Source organism: candidate division KSB1 bacterium (assembly GCA_022562085.1).
In the GTDB taxonomy this organism is placed as follows: Bacteria; Zhuqueibacterota; Zhuqueibacteria; order Oceanimicrobiales; family Oceanimicrobiaceae; genus Oceanimicrobium.
In genome coordinates, this window is the sequence record JADFPY010000049.1 from 1 (window position 1) to 19,275 (window position 19,275).

The 19,275-nt window shown below is 44.8% G+C and carries 13 protein-coding genes and 1 pseudogene; 13 read left to right on the plus strand and 1 reads right to left on the minus strand.

Translation table 11 applies throughout. The annotated features are described in order from the left end of the window. Positions 1–70: 70 nt before the first annotated feature. The 13 genes and pseudogenes from IH879_06735 to IH879_06795 all read left to right on the plus strand — a co-directional run bounded on the left by IH879_06735 (position 71) and on the right by IH879_06795 (position 17,161). Entirely contained in the window at positions 71–2,047 is a 1,977-nt protein-coding gene (locus IH879_06735; GenBank protein MCH7674633.1) for a hypothetical protein, read from the plus strand. Positions 2,048–2,483: 436 nt separating this feature from the next. Beyond that, positions 2,484–5,678 (plus strand): SusC/RagA family TonB-linked outer membrane protein, encoded by a 3,195-nt coding sequence (locus IH879_06740; GenBank protein MCH7674634.1) that lies wholly within the window; start codon positions 2,484–2,486, stop codon positions 5,676–5,678. Positions 5,679–5,731: 53 nt separating this feature from the next. Beyond that, complete coding sequence (locus tag IH879_06745; protein ID MCH7674635.1) at positions 5,732–7,057, plus strand: hypothetical protein; 1,326 nt, start codon at positions 5,732–5,734, stop codon at positions 7,055–7,057. Positions 7,058–7,302: 245 nt separating this feature from the next. Next, complete coding sequence (locus IH879_06750) at positions 7,303–7,482, plus strand: hypothetical protein (GenBank protein ID MCH7674636.1); 180 nt, start codon at positions 7,303–7,305, stop codon at positions 7,480–7,482. A gap of 73 nt (positions 7,483–7,555) precedes the next feature. Further along, positions 7,556–7,660 (plus strand): annotated as a pseudogene (locus IH879_06755) (GxxExxY protein). 143 nt (positions 7,661–7,803) lie between these two features. Further along, positions 7,804–8,457 (plus strand): hypothetical protein, encoded by a 654-nt coding sequence (locus tag IH879_06760; protein ID MCH7674637.1) that lies wholly within the window; start codon positions 7,804–7,806, stop codon positions 8,455–8,457. 108 nt (positions 8,458–8,565) lie between these two features. Next, the gene (locus tag IH879_06765; protein ID MCH7674638.1) at positions 8,566–8,949 is read left to right on the plus strand and encodes a Plug domain-containing protein; all 384 of its coding nucleotides are present in this window, start codon (positions 8,566–8,568) and stop codon (positions 8,947–8,949) included. 23 nt (positions 8,950–8,972) lie between these two features. Then, positions 8,973–10,703, plus strand: a complete 1,731-nt coding sequence (locus tag IH879_06770) for a CRTAC1 family protein (protein ID MCH7674639.1) — start codon at positions 8,973–8,975, stop codon at positions 10,701–10,703. After that, positions 10,696–12,219 (plus strand): tetratricopeptide repeat protein, encoded by a 1,524-nt coding sequence (locus IH879_06775; GenBank protein ID MCH7674640.1) that lies wholly within the window; start codon positions 10,696–10,698, stop codon positions 12,217–12,219. The genes IH879_06770 and IH879_06775 overlap by 8 nt, the downstream gene beginning before the upstream one ends. A 29-nt stretch (positions 12,220–12,248) precedes the next feature. Beyond that, positions 12,249–13,940 carry a c-type cytochrome gene (locus tag IH879_06780; GenBank protein MCH7674641.1) on the plus strand — a complete coding sequence of 564 codons (1,692 nt, stop codon included), beginning with the start codon at positions 12,249–12,251 and terminating at the stop codon, positions 13,938–13,940. A 200-nt stretch (positions 13,941–14,140) separates the two neighbouring features. Next, entirely contained in the window at positions 14,141–15,865 is a 1,725-nt protein-coding gene (locus tag IH879_06785) for a hypothetical protein (protein MCH7674642.1), read from the plus strand. Further along, on the plus strand, positions 15,796–16,368 hold the full coding sequence (locus IH879_06790; GenBank protein MCH7674643.1) for a tetratricopeptide repeat protein: 573 nt from the start codon (positions 15,796–15,798) through the stop codon (positions 16,366–16,368). The genes IH879_06785 and IH879_06790 overlap by 70 nt, the downstream gene beginning before the upstream one ends. 121 nt (positions 16,369–16,489) lie before the next feature. Further along, positions 16,490–17,161, plus strand: a complete 672-nt coding sequence (locus IH879_06795; protein MCH7674644.1) for a hypothetical protein — start codon at positions 16,490–16,492, stop codon at positions 17,159–17,161. Between the two features lie 116 nt (positions 17,162–17,277). Here IH879_06795 and IH879_06800 read toward each other — a convergent pair. Next, positions 17,278–19,275, minus strand: a 1,998-nt coding sequence (locus tag IH879_06800) for a CRTAC1 family protein (protein ID MCH7674645.1), incomplete at its 5' end; no start/stop codon positions are given.

The window sequence follows — 19,275 nt, forward strand, 5'->3', positions numbered from 1 at the left end:
GCACTTTTCAACCGAGTTGGGGAAATTCAACCTAATTTTTGGTCACAATGAGAAAGGTAAAACTTACTTGGTGGAATTCATTATTCGCTCGATTTTTCGTCATGCCAATCAATGGAATTTGCGTACCCAAAAAGGCAAAGGCAAAGTTGTGCTCAGTGGCCTGTCGAATGGTAAGGCGGTTGAGTTTTCTCCGGATTCATCCAAAAAGCTTGAGGACTACTGGGATGAAGCGAAAACCGGGCTGCCGGCTGATTTTTCCAGACTGTTGGTGGTTAAAGGCGCCGAAGTGGAAATTGTCGATGTCGCGGGCGGCGTTGACAAGAATATCATGAAGCGCTTGCTTTCGGGAAAGAATGTGCTCGAAACCGTGCAAAAAAGAATTTCGAAGACGATTCAGGAAAGTCAGATTGAGAATAGTGTCATTAATGGTCCGAAAAGGGGAGAGTTGAGCGCTAAAACAAAATTAGAAGAAAATCTCATCAGTTTGAGTAAATTATTTGAGCAAATTGATCGAGGGTACTCAGGCGGTAAACGCAACATGCTTTTGGATCAGAAGCGGCAAATAGAAAATAAAATTGCTGCGATGATTCAAGCGAAACAGTATTTGGCCTATACAGTTGACCATGAAGTCAAACGGCTCAGGCAGGAGATCAATCGCATTCCAGCGGAAAAGATTCAGCAAGTAAAAAGTCAGCTTACTCTGTATCGTCAGAAAGATCTAGAATATAAAAGCAAACAGGAAACCCAGAGAGCTGCTGAGGAACGAAGCGTACATTATGAATGGCTTAAAAATGCCAGGGATGTGTATCAAAACTCATTACAAAAAGTCGCGAGTAAACCACGACCCTATTTTCTAATCTTAGCGATTTTGTCTGTGCTTTCGGGGGGCGCCTTGACTTTTTTCGAGTTGCCGATTTATGCTGCTTTTTCTTTGCTAGGCGTGCTCGTGTTTGGGCTCCTCCATTTTAAAAGCTATCAAAACTTTTTAAATACCGCGGTTGAAAATCAAGAGGTACAAAATTTAAAGAATTCTTTCGCTGAAAAATTCGAACGCGAGTTAACGGAACTGCCGCTTATTTTGGCATTGCTGCAGCAAATGGATGAAGACTATAATACTGCGCGCCTGCTCAAGAAACAATTGGATGAAGATTTGAATCAATTGCATGCCTCAAAATTGTCGCTATCTGATCAAATCTATGAGCTCATTGGCGAAAGGAAAGAACCGGGAACCTGGGATGAGCTCTTGCGTGTCTCCCAGAATAACATCAAGAAGCTCGAAGGGCGCCTTCGCGAAAAGGAGCTATACCTTGCCAAGCTTGGGGTCGATCCTTCGGATTATCAAACTCAAGCATCAAATGGCGTTTACAGCAAACAAAAACTCGATGAACTGCAGCAGAAACTCGATGAAATCGATTCTCAGATTGAAGATGAGTCAAACAAATTTGCCAGTCTCAAGCAATTAATTTGCCAGCAAACCGGCGACGACATTGCAACCGATTGGGAGGAAGTGATTGGCCACCTGCGCGAAAAACGCGAAGAACTGGTTAAGGAATACAAAGAAAAAACCGCTGAAATCATCGGCAAGCTGGCGGTCCACGAGGTGATTAAAGAATTAAAGAAAGATGAAGACAGTAAGCTTCTGTCTGCTTTGAAATCAAAGGAAGTTCAGGAGCCGTTATTTCAGTTGACGAAGCGCTATAAAAATATTAATCTCGAACAAGAAAAATTAGTCGTGTCTGACGAATTTCATGACTTCCGGATTTCAGAACTCAGTACCGGTGCTCAGGAACAAATTCTGCTCGCCCTTCGCATTGGCTTCGCAGCAAAAATTGCCGCCCGGGATTCGCTGTTTTTGATTCTGGACGATGCGTTTCAGTACTCTGACTGGCAGCGCAGAAAACTCCTGATGGAAAAAATAGTACAACTGGCGAAAGAAGGGTGGCAGATTATTTACTTCACCATGGACGACCACATCCGCCGGCTTTTTGATGAAAAAGGGAAGCAATTTGGTACCGAGTATAACTACGTTGAATTGCCCACACCCTGAATTTTCGTGAAATCAATTGTATCGCTTTTGATTTCTAAAATTTGTAAGTCAACAACTATGCAAAATTTGTCATACTTTAGGCATGAAGTTGCATAAGTATTCTTCTTCTTCTTTTGTTTATCATGGGTTGGTACTGCCTTGTTATCTATAGACTTAGACATAAACTGTTTCAAAGTGGTACATAATTTGCTCTGCTTTAGGAAATTTTGAAAACTCTTTTTTACCCAATCGACTATCGAATATGCAGTTCATCTCTTTTACCCATAAAGTGACCGAGGGGGCTAATTGTGTGTTTTATTTTCTGGCAAGGGATCTGCCTTTCTATTATAAGTTTCATTAATTAAAATAGTGTCAAATTTTTTGGAGTAACTATGTGGATGGTTCAATTCCGAATGATTTCACATTCATTAATCACCTTAAATTTAGGAGGGCGTTTATGTCTAAGCTCAAATTTTTTTGGCTCGTAGTCTTTGGGATGTTGATTCCCGGATTGCTCCTTGCGCAAAAAGGGACGATTGCCGGAAAGGTTGTGGACGCTAGAACCGGCGATGCCTTACCCGGAGCAAATGTTGTGGTTCAGGGCCTCAATATTGGTAGTGCTACCAATATTGAAGGCGAATTCACTATTTTAAATGTCGGTGTCGGTCAACGTTCAATTCTTGTGCGATTTATCGGCTACAAAAGCCTGGTCAAAGTGGTGGATGTGACAGCCGGCGAAGTGAGTGAGTTGAACTTTGATATGGATGAGACGGTTCTCGCGCTGAACGAAATCGTAGTAACAGGTGTGGGCGTTGCGACGGAAAAGATAAGACTGGGGAACACGGTGGCAACGATAAATATTAAGGCGATAGAAAATGCCCCGGTACAGTCGCTTTCTGAAATATTGCAGGGACGTACGGCTGGAGTCAATGTATCGCCATCCGGCGGATTAGTTGGCGAAGGCGCCACGATTCGAATTCGCGGCAGCGCCAGCCTGTCAGCAACGAATGAACCGCTGATTTACATTGATGGTGTGCGCGTGAATAACGGCGGCGGTTTTGCACTGTGCGGCAATGGTGCAGGCGGTGGCGGCGGGCCATCACGCCTTGATGATATAAATCCGGAATCCATTGAGCGCATCGAGATTCTAAAAGGTGCGGCTGCTGCAACCCTATACGGCACGCAAGCTTCGAATGGCGTGATCCAGATTTTCACCAAACAAGGTCAATTTAGCAAACCCAAATTCACCGTTGAAATCGAAGCAGCGACGATTAAGTATCCTGATGCTTTTCATGTTAATACGGGATTTGCACGCAACGACGATCAGGCAAAATCTATGTCTGATGCGTTTGGCTTTACCGTTCGACCTTTTGAGTTGGTAAGAAGAACCAACGTGAATGATATTTTGGGAACCGGCCTTGCTCAGACTTACTCCTTGAGTGTAAGTGGTGGGGGTTCTGGTGTGACTTATTTCGCCAGCGGTCGCTTCCAGCACACGAATGGCCCGGTCGACCCGAAAGCGAGCGCATTCTTGGGTCAGCCGCCGGGTGATGCGGATGATAGGTTGGAAAGAGGCCAGTTTTCCGGTACGATCAATATTGTTCCAAGCAACAAACTACGCATCCGTTTGAGTACCTTTTATTCACAAATCTCACAACATACGCTACAGAATAACAACAATATTTTCGCTACGGTGACTCTGGCGATGTTTGGCAAGCCTGAGTTTGCCAGCCCAAGCAATCCTCAGGGTACGGTCGCCTTTGCGACGGTACGTGAAAGCACCTATCGATCTGTCGCGGATGACACTCAGCACGCCGGAATTGCCTTAGGAACCAGCTACAAAGTTACCAACGAGTTGAATGTTGAGGGCATCTTTGGCGTAGATTTCACCTCCCAACGCAGCGAGGAATTTACCCCGTTCGGATGGAACGTGGATAACTTCACCGGCAGTGATATCACCGGCGCATTACAGCAGGGCAAACGAGAGAACAAGGTGTATACCCTGGATGTAAAAGGTAACTGGAACCACAACTTTACTGATGATATCTCATCGACTGCCGTTGTTGGTTTTCAGGGCTTTCAATCAACCCTTCAACTAAGTCTCGCTGACGTTGATGTTTTTCCCGGAGCGGGTTTAGGGGTTTTGGATGCCGGCGCTAATCAGTCCGTAGAGTCAGTTTTCACCGAAGTTATCGAAGCCGGGGCTTATTTTCAAGAACAGGTTGGCTACAAGGACTACCTCTATGTTACAGGTGGGATTCGATTTGATGCCAACAGCGCCTTTGGTTCAAATTTCAGCACCCAAAGCTATCCCAAATTAAGTGCATCGTTTATTCCTACGGCAGCATTTGACATGAGCGGTATGGGGATTTCCACATTACGTCTCCGTGCAGCCTGGGGTAAATCGGGTCAACAACCAACCTTTTTCGACGAATTTACCACTTTTACGCCCCTGACTTCTACTTTGGGTGCGGGAGTGGCGCCGGAAAACCTGGGCAATGCCGACCTTAAACCTGAGGTGTCAAGCGAAATCGAGGTTGGTTTTGAAGTCGGAGTTTTGAATGATCGCCTCGGCCTGGAGTTTACCTACTGGGACCGCGTCGTTAATGATGCATTGGTATATCAACAGTTCGCACCCTCGGGCGGCTTTAGAAATCGGCAGTTGGTCAATATCGGCCAGATAGACGCCAAAGGTGTTGATATAACCTTAAATTTCAGGGCTGTGCAAAAAGAGAATTTTTCTCTGGATCTTTTCGCCAACGCCGCCTATTTAGATGAAGTCGTAACATCTCTGGGCGGTGCCGCGGACCAGAAAATTTCCGGCACCTATTCTCGAATTCGAAATTACTTGCGCGAAGGTTTTGCCCCGGGTGCTTTGTTCGGTGCCGTTTTATCTGACGATCCCTTTCCCATTGACACCAACGGTGACGGGGTTGCCGATGACAGGGCAACATTGTTGGCCTACTTTTCGCAGCCACGCAATCCTTCGGACTATGCTGCCGTCTTGAAGCCCGGCCCGGATGCATTCAACGGTGATCCCCTCGCCCACTTTCTCGGCAAGCCAACACCTGATTGGCAAGGTGCGTTCGGCCTGAATATGGGGTTCTTGAAGCATTTCCGCTTGAGTTCTTTGTTCGAATATAAGGCGGGTAATTTTACCATTACTAATCTGACCGACGCGTTCAGAAAATCGCATCCAGCTATCGGGCGTAATACGCCGGAAGCGGCTGCAACCGAGCTCGTTCTTCTCAATCCGGCCAGTACGGCTGAACAGCGTCTTGATGCAGCACTTGAATGGGAAAACAATTACCGCGCCCTGGCGCCATACAGCGGGCTGAACACAATGGAAAGCGGCAACTTTATAGCCATTCGCGAGATCGGCCTGACGTATGACTTTCCTCGTAGTCTGGCATCGAGATTGGGCGTGGACTACGCTTCCTTCACAATTTCCGGACGGAACCTGCATACATTTACGGGGTACTCCGGCACAGACCCGGAAACGAATTGGTTGAGCCGCAATGGCGATGGCGCCTCGGAGATCTCAGGCGACCCATCCCAGACCCAGCTCGATAATAACTTTCTTGTCAGTGTGGATGCCTTTGGTCTTCCCATTCCGCGTCAAATCCTGTTTAAATTGCGGTTGGGTTTCTAGGCAAACCGATAGCTATTCATGTAGCAATTGTTGAAGCATAGGAGAATTAAAATATGAAAGATAAAATAAGTAACACAAAAGGGTTGAGTCTTTTCATGGTTTGTCTGCTGGCTGTCACCCTGGTCGCAATGATGGCATGCAAGGACCCTCTCGAGGTGGAAAACCCCAACAGCCTGGTAGAAGAGGATCTCTCACTTCCGACGGCAGCAGTCGCTCTTGCCAACGGCGCTCAGGTGACTCTGGCCCGGGCCGCCGGGAGTATGTATGGGCCATACACGACCGCAACTGATGAAGGCACCTGGATCGGATCCAGAGATGCCTGGAATCAGCTCAACAAGGGTGCCATGGGTGATCCCAACAATGAATTCGTGGATGCCGCCTGGCCCTTTGCCACCGAAGCCCGCTTTATGGCGGATTTTGCGATTGACAAGTTAGTTACGCTGAAGGCTGCCGGCGACCTCGATGATCCGGAACACCTGGCGCTTAGCTACCTGTACGCTGCTATCATCCGCACAATGGTTGCGGATATGTGGGATGACTTTGTAATTTCTGACCGAACAGATTCCCAGCCGGCTATCGGCGAAGACAATATGTTTCAGCTCTACGAGCAGGCAATTGATTTTTGTACATCCGGTCTTGCAATTACATCTGATGCTGAAAACAGGGCGCGGTTAACAGCTATGAGAGCCCGGGCGAAAAATGCCAGGGCCATCTGGGATATGGTTAATCCCCGTGGCGCCCAGCCGCCGGCAAATGCCTTTGTCGATGCCGGAAGGGATGATGCGGAAGCCGCTCTGGGTATGGTTTCAGCGGACTGGAAGTATCAGCTCAATTATTCGGCTGCTACGCCTGGCAACGATTATTCGTTTCAAGTCAACGGACGCCTTGAATTGGGCCTGGTTGCCGATCCTACCCTTCAGGTTAGACCCGAGTTCCACGTCCCTCTTTTGGATCCTGTTGACGGTGTGCCTGATCCGCGGGTTTTGGCCACTATTGCTGAATTCCGGGACGTCACCGGAAATGGCGGCCAGTCTTTCGCGCCCTTTACTGTAGTTACCGAGCGTGAAATGCAGGTGATCATTGCAGAGTCGGATATTGCCAGAGGCAATGCCGGCGCTGCCAGGGCGGTCATGGATGCTTTGCGTGCCCGCGATGGCCTTTCTCCGGTACCGGCCGGACGGGAAGGCGAGCTGTTACAACACGAACGTCGGGCTCATCTGTTTCTGATGGGACGCCGCCTGGCAGACATGTACCGTTTTGGTGTGAAATCACCAGATTGGCTGCCTAATTTTGAAGCGGCCCAGAGTCCGGGTTCCTTTTTCGCCATCACACGAAGCGAAATTGAGTCGAATCCTTTTGTGGACTTCACAACGCGTTAAGTTTTCTGCAGTGTTGCATAGATTGATCAAGAAAGGGTGGCTCTTATGAGCCACCCTTTTTTAGTTTTAAGTAAAACCGCTCTGGATTTGCCATTTTTATTTGAATTTTAATCTCTTGTTTCTTATTTTAGATTCAGCTTTGATGTCATCTTAAAAGGCTCTATGTTTGAATGCAGTGGGTAAACATTAGAAAAAATAAAGCCACGGATTGACACAGATTGTACACGGATAAATGAAATTAGAACATGAAGACATTACAGAAGCTATTATCGGTTCAGTCCTATGAAGAGCACAATATTCTCGGATATGGTTTTTTAGAAAAAGTCTATCAGAAAACATTAGTGGAATTATTACGCCGTTGTCATTCTGCTGAAATAGAACACTCAATAAGAGTGGAGTTCAAAGGTGCAATTGTAGGTGAATAGGAGTCCCGACGGGTCGGGATTGTGGATGGAAGTTATCGTGGAACTTAAAGTCCCAAAGCAATAGTATCCAAAAGATGAACCACAATTACTCAATGAATTAAAAGCAATAGAAACAAAAGTAGGATTACTCATTAATTTCGGAAAAAAGAAAGTAGAATTCAAGCATTTCATTTATTAAACAGAATCAGTGTTCATCAGTGTCAATCCGTGGCTGAAAAATATCTTAATCAAGTACTATTTACCCACTCAAATCAACATAGAACCTTAACAAATGGTATTTAACATGTTCTCTATTTTTAAAAGAGAGCAGGAGGTACATCTATGTTCCAAATCTCTTTCAAAAGACCCATAGTAGTTTTACTGATCTTTTCTTTGCTTAGCCTTCAAATTATCCCGGCTCTTGCGAACGGCAAAAAGATCAAGGTTGCTTTTGTAGGACTTCAATTTGAACACTTGCCGCAAGAGGTTAGGGAAAGAGTTCTTCAACGAGTAGAAGATTTATTGAGTACGCAATCTTCAATACACCTGATGAACTCTAAAAAGGTAGAAGAGTTGCTCGGAGCTGAAACCGTCGCAAAACTTTTGAAGCATCCTGAGCAAAACGATTTCTTCGCACTCGCCAGCGAATTACAAGCAGATTATATTTTTGGAGGAAATATCTCAAATAATGCTCGTGAGGGAGAAAAGATTCTTTTGGTCGGGGAACTATACCGTTATGATCGGGCTTCAAATCTCAGGCATAAATTTGAGATTCTGAAATACTACGACAATATTGGCGTGGAACTTATTAAGTTTAAGGAAGAATTCGTCAAATCTATCGTTGGCGAAGCCAGGACCGGGCTTAAAATACTACCTGTTTTGGTTTTGGGCGGAATCGTTTTGGCTGGAATTCTCAGTTTTGCATTTATAAGCGCTAAAGGGGGTGCGGGCGGCGGTGGTATTCCAGATCCGGATCCGCCGAACCAGAAACGATGAAATATAGTTCTTGGTAAAAAAAGAGATTAAGGGTTCACCAAAGAAGGGGCCATATCTGATCAAGCGATCCGGTATACGCTCAGCATACTAAATTTGTGGGAGGTTAACATGAAAAGGTTTTATGTTCTGGTGATCATGGTCGTTATGTTATTTTCCTGTGCTACTTCTGAGCAAAGCAAAGGAAGAAAATCGTTTAGGAGGGATTTGATTTCTGCTGAAGAGATCGCACAGACCACTGCAAAAAATGCTTACGAAGCCATTCAATTGCTGAGACCAAACTTGCTAAAATACCGTGGAACGCGTGGAAGAAGCGTACCTATAGAGCCCGTTGTCTATGTGGACAACCTCAGATATGGCGGTATGAGATCTTTGTATGACATTTCTTCGGTGACGATTGAAAAAATTCAATATCTAAAGGCAACCGATGCCACCACCAGGTTCGGAACCAACCATATGGGTGGCGCATTCGTAGTCACTACGAAATCGCAATAATGTGTTTTAGCACCTGCTTGAAATTGCCATCAAGACTTATCATCTTCAAGAGACTTCGAGCGCTTAGTGTCCTTCTTTTTTTTTCTTTAGCGACAGGATGTACTGTTTCGGAAACCGGCAAAGATAATCCTTCCAACTCATCTTCGGTAGATTTGTTTACGGATATCACCGAACAAGTCAACTTACAATTTGTCCACAATCCCGGAGTTGATGGCAGCTATTTCATGCCTGAAAGTATAGGCTCCGGAGCCGCCTTTCTCGATTATGATAATGACGGTGATCTGGATATTTACTTGGTGAATGGCGCACAACACGGACAGATAACGTCTCATGACCCACCATCGCGTAATAGCCTGTTTCGCCAGCAAGAAAATGGCACCTTTGTTGATGTCACCGAATCTTCCGGTTTAGGGGATACCGGTTATGGCATGGGAGTTGCCGTTGGCGATATTGACAACGACGGCGACGTTGACATCTATATAACAAATTATGGTCCCGATGCTCTCTATCGCAACAATGGTGATGGCACCTTTACTGAGATTTCCGAATTTTCAGGAATTAATAATCCGCAATGGGCATGTTCAGCAGTTTTTTTTGACTACAACCTTGATGGTTTTTTAGATCTCTTTGTCACAAACTATATTGAATATGATGGGGAAAATGTATGTACGGATAAGGGAGGCCGCCCTGATTATTGTAGTCCGCAGGGCTTTCCAGCAGTTCCTGATTTACTCTATGCCAATAATGGCGACGGTACATTTACAGATGTTTCCGTGCAATCCGGTTTTTCAGCAAAACCATCTAAGGGTTTGGGCGTGGTCAGCGCCGATTTCAATGGGGACGCTTATCCGGATTTGTACGTTGCTAATGATGGAGAGGCAAATCAACTCTGGATAAATCAGCAAAATGGAAAATTTGAAGAACAAGCCCTAAAATTAGGTGCTGCAGTCAATGACCTCGGTCGTGCCGAAGCGGGTATGGGCGTGGCCGTGGGTGATATAGACAACGACGCAGATTGGGATTTATTCATAAGCCATCTGCGAGCGGAAAGTAATACACTGTATCGTTACGATGAAACTTACGGTTTTATAGATGACACATCGCCATCAGGATTGGCAGGAATAAGTCTATCCTACACTGGTTTTGGAACCGGATTTTTTGACTATGATCATGATGGGGATCTGGATTTAGCTGTCGTGAATGGCAGGGTAACTCGCGGCCCTCTCTTGACCGCCACCCGTCCAGCCGAGCATTGGGATTACTATGCCGAGCCTAATTTTCTTTTTGAGAATGATGGTAGTGGCGGTTTTCAAAACGTCAGTGATTCTGCTCCTGGTTTTTGTTCGGTCGTAGAAAACAGCCGGGGGATTGCCTTTGGAGATGTAGACAATGATGGAGATATTGATTTATTAGTTTCCAACGCAGGAGGACGGGCTCGACTGTTTCGTAATGATGTCAAGGAAAAAGGTCACTGGCTTATTTTACGAGCAATTGATCCAAAACTGCATCGTTATGCTATTGGTGCAAAGATCACTGCTTTTGTCGGCGAGCACAGGCTTTATCGACTAGTAGGCCCAGGCTATAGTTTCTCTTCCAGTAACGATCCCAGAGTGCATTTTGGATTGGGTTCTGCGACAGCGGTTGATAAAATTCAGGTCCAATGGCCTGATGGCACGGAAGAGATTTTTCCAGGGGTGACCGCTGATCAATTTATCCTGCTTAAAAAGGGCGAAGGTCAGCCCCGCCATGGCTAAAAAAAAACGAACCCCCCCAAAAAATCAGAAAGTACAAAAGCAACCTGCTGTACGGGGAAGTAAGCGGCTAGTCAACAATTTGCGGTCAGCCTTTTTAATTATTTTTCCTTTAGGCATACTTCTCACATTGACCTGGTTTTTTATATCAGGGCCTCATGTGTCATTGGATATATTACCGAATCCCGAATTAAGCGGGATGGAAGGACAAGTTGCTGAGAAAATTCGATTGCTTCGATTAGAAGTCGAAAAGAACCCCAACTCCAGCATTGCCTGGGCCAAATTGGCAATGAACCTGGATGTGCATGAGTTGAAGTCTGAATCTGTCATATGCTATAAGCAAGCCGCCGCTTTGAATCCCAAGGAATTCCGGTGGCCTTATTATTGTGCAATTGCGCTCCATGAAATGGGTTCGCCTGAAGATCTTGAATGGTTCGAGCGCAGTTTGCTGATAATGCCAAATCATGCACCCTTGCATAACTTGTATGGGCGTGCTCTCTTTAATAAAGAGCAACTAGAGGCGTCTTCACAGGCATATCGTCGGGCGATTGCTCTTGATCCAAAGCTACCTCATTCATATCTCGGACTTGCTCAAATAGAGTTATCTAGAGGTGATGTAGAGGCCAGCCGTAAATATTTATTGAAAGCCCTAGAGATTGCGCCTCGCTACAGTGAGGCGCATGGCCTGCTGGCGGTTGTTTATCGCCGCCTGGGTGAAACTCAAAAAGGTGAACGTGAATTACGTTACGTGCAGCAATTACCGGAGTTGACACGGATGCCGGATCCGGTTTATGCTGACCTGGCTGCAGAAGGAGTTAGCTCATGGTGGTATCGACGACGCGGGCTGGCTTATATGGCCGCCGGGCGTTATCGGTCAGCGGTTAAAGAATTTAGGATGAGATTGTTTTTAAAGGCAGATGCCCAATCCCACAACAATTTGGGTTTAGCCTTGCAAAAACTTGGTAACCATGATGAGGCCATCGAGCAGCTTCAGGCAGCAATTGCATTAGACAAGAGTTATGCCGAGGCTTTTAATAACCTGGCTGCTGCCCTTTATGAAAAAGGTCAAACTGAAGAGGCAAAGAGCTACATCGATAAGGCTTTGAAACTGAACCCTGTTTTTGCGGCTGCTTATCTCAACCTTGGCATATTTCACTTGCGAGCTGGCGAAATGGCTGCGGCGATCAGGGTTTTTCGTCATGGCCTTGCTGAGGCACCTGACCATATAGAGATATCCTCCCGGTTGGCATGGGTCTTGGCGACGACACGCCAGGAAAAGTTACGGGATGGGAATGAAGCCATAGGCTTGGCTGAAAACATATGTAAGATGACCAGTTACCTTATTCCCCGCAACCTTGATGTTTTAGCTGCAGCCTATGCAGAAGAGGGAGAGTTTGAAAAGGCCGTCAAGACTGTTCACCAAGCACTGCAATTAATTCGACCCTCACACCGAGATTTGGGGGAGCAGTTCCAAAGAAGATTAAAGTTATACCAAGTTAGAAAACCATACAGAGAGTAACAATTAACTGAACACTATCAATAATTTTAATGATAGTAAGAGCCTCAAGCATCATTTTCATTGCCCTTTTTCTTCTTTCCCAAGAAGCTATTACCGCAGAAACAAAGCCCACAGCTGAGGAGTTGATTAGAGATCTTGCCTGTTCGGCTTGTCATCACGGATTGCCCGAGGGAAACAATATTCAAGATAAGGCCCCTGACTTAAGTGATGCCGGGTTAAGGTTTAATTCTGCTTATCTTTTTGACTATCTACAAAATCCAACCAAGATTCGGCAGCATATCGGTTTTTCGCGCATGCCGAATTTCCAGTTGAACAAAAAGGAAAGCCTGGCTTTAGTTCTTTTTTTAAAGAAACAGCAAGGATTAAAGGGAGAATGGCCGGAATTTCCTTTAGAATTGAATACTGCAGTTCAACAATATCGTCAAAATATGAACTTAACCAGTGTACAGACACTCCTAAATCAATTTGAATGTACCAAATGTCATAGCTTGGGTGGTGAGGGTACGAAGGAATCTATTGATTTATCGACACTTGGGTATCGCTTAAATCCAAATTGGGTCAAAAAATATCTGGCGGCTCCTTATGTGTTTGACGGGTTACGGACGACCATGCCCAGTTACTTCTATACACATGATGCAACGCTGAATAAATTCGTGGAAATCTTACCTCAGGCTGCCCAAAATATTTATGATTTGACAAAATATCTCTTTTCTCTGAACACAAAGAAACAGTCAGAATTGCAGCGAGTATTCGAAGATGCCAAAGTTGAGTACTCTGAGGTGAATGCCAGTTTGGGCGAACAGATATTTATTTCGCTAAATTGTATAGCGTGTCATAAGTATTCTGGCAAAATGACAACAAAGAAAGATGCTCCTGATTTAAGCATCGAGGGAGCCAGGGTAAGGAAAGATTGGTTAAAAGCATATTTGAAAAAACCAACTTCAATAAGGCCTTTTGGGTTTCACCCCGGTTCTGGAAGCCGAATGCCGGATTTTAACCTTTCAGATAATGAAGTTGAGGTCCTAACGAATTATATTGTAAATCAAGCAGACAAGTTCAAGACATTGAGTCATGCTTTCAAACCCCGAAAGTTATCAGCATTTTCTATGGCCAAGGCGGAAACATTATTGAAAGAAAAATTGTCTTGTTTGGGATGTCATCGTTTAGGTGAGGAGGGAGGTAGGATTGCACCCGACCTTTCGAATATCAAATCCAGGTTGCAAAGCGAGTTTGTTTACCAAATGATTCAAAATCCCAAATCAGTTGTTCATGAAACGGTCATGCCAAAAATTGCGATGCCGCAAAAAACAAAAAATCTCATTGTAAATTATCTGTTACAGCAGGAAATTTCAAAGAAAGAGCTATCCTATCTATCTCTCGTTGATAATCCAATCCAGGTTTTTCAGGATACAAATGAGGAACGAGAATTATACGTAAGGTATTGTGCTTCCTGTCATGGTGTGAAGGGTGATAGTGACGGCTTCAATACCAAGTATTTACCAACCCGTCCAACAAAGTTTTCAGATTCAGTTTATATGTCAAATAGACCAGATGACACGTTATTCGATGGGGTTGTTGCGGGCGGCTACATTCTCAATAAAAGCCATTTGATGCCACCCTGGGGAGATACCCTGGAAAGGTCCGAAATTTTGAAATTGGTAGCCTATTTGAGAAAGTTGTGCCACTGTGAGGGGCCTCTGTGGTCACGGGATAACAAATGAAATTCCTTTCGATTTAAACGAAGGGAAATGAAAAAATACGAAAAAAATCCGGAGGATTGAAACTGCGTTCTAAAACAACAAGTCCGAAGAGGGAAGTTGAAAAAACCGGCTCGTCCGATTGCGTTTTTTTTAATTTTTCCACTTCCTCCATCCTGGTAGTTCTAAATTTTTTATGCTTCGTACCAGACCCGGAATCTCAATTGCTTTCAGCTCAAGAGCGCAAACCTTTCCCGCCACCGAAATCAAATGTTATAACTGCTGAAATAACGTTTGATGATTTTCTGGGCTCCGAAGCCTGTGTCGAATGTCATAAAGAGCAATATAACTTGTGGAAAGATTCCACACATGGTCGTGCCGGAGGTTCTCCGAGTTCGAAAACAATCATCGGAAATTTTAATGGCAAGCCCCTGCAGCTCAAAGAGGCCAAAGTGACTCCCTTTATTGAGAATGGACAGTACTTGTTTCTAGTTGAACAGGAAGCATTTCCGAAACAAACTTTCCAGGTGAGTGCGGTTGTTGGTGGCGGATATCTCGAGGGTGGCGGAACCCAAACTTATTTTACCAAATTCCCAGACGGAACCTTGCGATTCCTGCCATTCGATTTCATTCGAAAAGAGCAGGTATGGTTTGGGGAAACAAAAAGCGCCAGGGGTTGGATTCCAATTGATAGACAATTGGCGATCACTGATTTGGGTGAATGGCCTCCATCACGCATCCTGGGCACGGATCCAACCTTTCAAAACTGTCAGGAATGCCATGGTAGTCAAATTCTGGTTAATTACGATATTGGCAAGAAACGTTATATAACCAAATATAAGAGTTTGGCAATTAACTGTGAATCCTGTCATGGTCCGGCAAAGAAACATGTTGAACGGGTCCGATCCGGTAAGATCTATGAGATGGAAGATATTGGGATGAAAGCCCTGGCCACTCTTAGCAAAGATCAATCTTTACAGATTTGCTTTCAGTGTCATGCAATTAAGGATGTGCTGGATTCCGGATATCTCCCTGGAAAAAATTTGGAAAATTACTACGCTTTAAAACTTCCTATATTGGGTGATAATCCTTATCACCCGGATGGCCGAATTAGAGCCTTCGGGTACCAGCAAAATCATCTCTTCAGTGACTGTTATTTAAACGGTTCAATGACCTGCGTTGATTGCCATGATCCCCATTCACAAAGTTATCGAGATATCAATGGTAGCGCACTTAAGGGCAAATTCGATAACGGTCAGTGTACTGGCTGCCATGCCAGCAAAGCCCATGAGCCCGAACGCCATTCACAGCATAAAGCCGATTCCCCGGGAAATTTGTGCACATCCTGCCATATGCCCTTTCTACAGCATCGGTCCGTCGGTGGGCGATTGAGGTTTGCACGTTCTGATCACACAATTCCAATTCCCAGACCTGAATTTGATCAGAAACTGGGCATTGAAAACGCGTGTGTAAAATGTCATCAGGACCGGAGCATTACCTGGTTACAAGCCAAGACTGAAGAATGGTACGGGAAAATTAAGCCTCATAAAAAGATTGTTACAAATTTACTCGCGACCCAAAAGGGCGTGAGTAGAAGAACAGCCAGTAAGTTACTATTAGACTCCGAAGAAAATCATATTATGGCGCAGGTAGCCGGTCTGAGTCTGTTCATTCAGGAATACTTAAGTCCGGAGATGGCCTATTTAGAACTTGAAATCATTGCTAAATTAAAGCAATTGTGTGAATCGGAAGATTTGGATTTAAAAGCTTTGGCACTGATGAGTTTACATTTTGCCTATGATCACGATCCCGAAGTCCATGCTTACTTACGAAATAAATTGCAGTCATTAAACACTGAAGAAATGCGCATCAGGAAGAGATGGGCTGTCGCACTCGCTTATTTGGCTGGCCTCTATCGTGGAGGGGTGAACTTGAGAATTCAGTTGTAACTTATAAGAAAGCCCTTGAAGTTTTGCCGGATGATGCTGCGACCCTGGTTAATTTAGGTATAACTTATAGCCACAAAGCTGATCTAGAGCAGGCGGTTGCATGTTATCAGAAAGCGTTGGAATTTAAGCCACATAATTCGATGACCTGGGTGAATTTGGGCATTGCCTATCAAAAACGAGGAGAACTAAATTCTGAAATTTTTGCTTACAAAAAAGCCGTCGAGTACAATCCGTGGAATGCTTTAGGGCATTTTAATCTCGGAAATTACTATTATAAACAAAATAACTTTGCCAATGCCATTGCAGCATATAGAAAGGCAGTTGAAATCGACCCGGGTCTGGCGTTAGGACATTTTTACCTCGGTCGTGCATTTGTAAAATCGAGGGACTTAGCAAGCGCTGCATCAGCATTCAAGGCTGGTCTGCAGTATAAGCCGGATGAGTCTGGTGCAAGAGAGATGCTAAGAGATATCGAAGCATATTTGGCAAAAAATAAACCGTAAGTTTTATCACTCTGGCTTCATGTGATAACCTGGACTTGACTTTTCTATCAAACTCTGTAACTTATTTCAAATAAACTGTCTAGCGATTTGATTATCCAATCATTAACCAAGAGGTGCACAAATGTGTAGGGCCTTACTTCTAAATATGTTTTTACTTTCTATAATTGTGTATTCTGGCTGTCTGAGTGAGAATCCGGTTACCTCTGTTGAATCCGATCAAACTCCTAAACTTTCGGCAATAATAGCTGATCCCATTTCAATAATGCCTGGTGATTCATCGATAATCACCATACAGATGCTCAATGTTAGTCCGGATACATTGGATGTTACCTTTGCGGCCACTGGCGGTTCGATCCGAGACGTTGGTGCGGCGGCCATTTTTACAGCAGGAGCTACGGAAGGTGTGGCTTGGGTAACGGTAACAGTAGATCTTGGTGGCGGGAACACGACCAGTGGTTCTGCGAGTATTGGTATTGCTCAAGTTCAACCAACTATTAGTGTTGCCGTGCAAGTTTTGGATGCGCTGAATGATGATTCACAATGTTTGGTCTTTACTGCGTTGGCGGCTGATACTTTGGAGATAATTGGCGGTGAAGTTCAAAATCCGGATGGTCAGGTATTTTCTATACCTGACATTGGTACTGTTTTGACACCAGTCACATTCTTTCCAGGTGATACTTTTCCGCTTCAATCACAAGGAAGTTGTTACACGAAATCAAGCGGAGACTATATATTTACCTTTGACGTTGTCGGCTTAGATGAACCCATCACGGCAACTCATTCGCAACCGTAGCTTCCCGCGACAGAAACCATTGGATGCAGTAGGTTTATGTTTCTCGAAAACTTGCAAGATTGACGAACCGGCCTAAGTATAGTATATGTGGAATCGATATCTAAAACACTGGGTGACTATTTGTTCGGATTTTGACTCTTTGAGAAATCCAGAATCTGTTCGCGGAATCTTTTATTATCCACCCGCCTGGTATTATAGATTTTATGAAACTCTTCATCCAGTGGATAAGCATCATTTGGTCCGTACGGATACCTCGACATGCCGTGATAGGGGAGAGGCTCAACCGTTTTACCATGAGCTGTATTGAGGTCGCCGTCTTTGATCCAGCCGTCACCAAAGATTAGGAAATCTCGACTCCAGCCGAATTTTAATTCGGGGGCTTGCTTTGCATCAAATTCAACCGTGATCTCATCTCCGGCGTTCATAATGACATACTTGTCATCGGATTGCAATAGCAGGGGCAGTACATCGCCGTATCTTGTGTAGTTGCCTACTAAATCCCGCCATTTAGGTTCGGTGGAAACATCGCTGTAATCAAACCAGTGCGGGCCGTAGCGTCCGCCCTTGCGGTATAATCTTGAAAAGCCGCGATAGTGAATATCCGCTGAAACCGGTTTTAAAGTTGTTTGCTGAATAGGTACTTTGGGTTCATTAACAGTGAAAAAGATCTGATCCCAATAAATTTCCATGTTCGTCCGAATGCGCAGGCGGGTGTCATCGCTTAAGAATTTACCTGACAAATCCACGATGACCGTTTTGTTTTTTCCCATAGGAAAACTCAAATTTGGGACAACAGTTTGCCATTTTCCTTTTTCATCGATCACCTGCAAATGTGGAAATACCAGTTTCAATTTATTTGATTGCGAAAGGGCAACGTTAATGCTTGCATCCGCAGGGAAAATCCATCCTTGTAAGAACAAAACCACAGCGTCCTTTTTTGATAAGTCCCCTAAGTTTAAAATAAGATCATGTAGCTCCGTGATTCCCTGGTATTTGGAGGGAATTAGGTTTGAGATGAAAACGTCGTCTTTGTGCTGAATTGCAGGTAAAAGGTTGTTTCCCCGATCGTCAATTGCAGAGACTGGGGTTTGCTTTTTTGTTACCGTGAATATCTGCAAAGGTGGGACCGGCGGCGGCACAAATCGTTCGTCAATGAAAACCTCCACCGAACTTGGGTGATCGATCGTAATCAGTCTGGTTTTGTCAAAATAAGCGGTTTCCCAGAGTTCCTCTGTAATTTGAACTGAATAAGCGCCATCCTTAGGTTTCAGCATCTCACCTGGAATTTTAAAATAATCCCGGGAGGAATTCGGGAAAGCATAGGCCGTTTCGCCGCCCATAATGCCAAGGGGCATCCCCAGGGCGCTGCGCCAAATAATGTCGGTCACAAATTCATACTTCTCGCCGGTCCAGGTGTAAACAAAAGCGCAGGAGCCTTTAAGGGTTTGTTCTTCGATCAAATCTTGATCGCTGCCGGGGTAGAACAGGTTTTGCGGTGTCCCGTTTGGCCAGAGAATCCGCACCACATCCGCTTTTAAACGCTGGCCAAGACCAAGGTGAGTTACCGGCTCGTCGACCACACGGATTTGATACAGGTCGCCTGCCCGAACTTCTAACTTTGACCCGATACCGAAATGGTTGTTTTTTCCGCTGCCGGTTCTGAGGCCAACCAACTGCACTTTCAGATATTTATTAACATTGCCGCCATCGTTGCGCAATAACCGGATGCTGCCATCCGGTTCCTGAATAAACAAATCCATGTCGCCATCTTCATTATAATCCGCAATAACGACTTTCTGACCTGAAACCAGATCGGCCGGCAGCAATGAAGATGTATCTTCGAATTCTCCGGTACCGTCATTATGAAATAGCAAAATGCCGTGGTTACTTTTATTGATTGGTTCACCTACCACCAGAATGTCTAAAAAACCATCATTATCAAAATCAAAGAAACGAGTGTCCAGCCCTCGAACGCTTTGAAGACTTTTAAGCATTTCTTTGGAGCGGCGATCTTCCTCAAAAGTACCATCTCCTTTGTTGCGGTATAATTGATAAATTCCATTTTCCAGGGCGGTTACGAAAATATCCAAGAATCCGTCGTTGTTGTAATCTCC

Coding starts and splice junctions, on each gene's coding strand:
- IH879_06795 (MCH7674644.1), top strand. CDS start 16,490: ATGTGTAGGGCCTTACTTCTAAATATGTTTTTACTTTCTATAATTGTG.
- IH879_06765 (MCH7674638.1), top strand. CDS start 8,566: ATGAAAAGGTTTTATGTTCTGGTGATCATGGTCGTTATGTTATTTTCC.
- IH879_06760 (MCH7674637.1), top strand. CDS start 7,804: ATGTTCCAAATCTCTTTCAAAAGACCCATAGTAGTTTTACTGATCTTT.
- IH879_06780 (MCH7674641.1), top strand. CDS start 12,249: ATGATAGTAAGAGCCTCAAGCATCATTTTCATTGCCCTTTTTCTTCTT.
- IH879_06790 (MCH7674643.1), top strand. CDS start 15,796: ATGGGCTGTCGCACTCGCTTATTTGGCTGGCCTCTATCGTGGAGGGGT.
- IH879_06740 (MCH7674634.1), top strand. CDS start 2,484: ATGTCTAAGCTCAAATTTTTTTGGCTCGTAGTCTTTGGGATGTTGATT.
- IH879_06775 (MCH7674640.1), top strand. CDS start 10,696: ATGGCTAAAAAAAAACGAACCCCCCCAAAAAATCAGAAAGTACAAAAG.
- IH879_06750 (MCH7674636.1), top strand. CDS start 7,303: ATGAAGACATTACAGAAGCTATTATCGGTTCAGTCCTATGAAGAGCAC.
- IH879_06745 (MCH7674635.1), top strand. CDS start 5,732: ATGAAAGATAAAATAAGTAACACAAAAGGGTTGAGTCTTTTCATGGTT.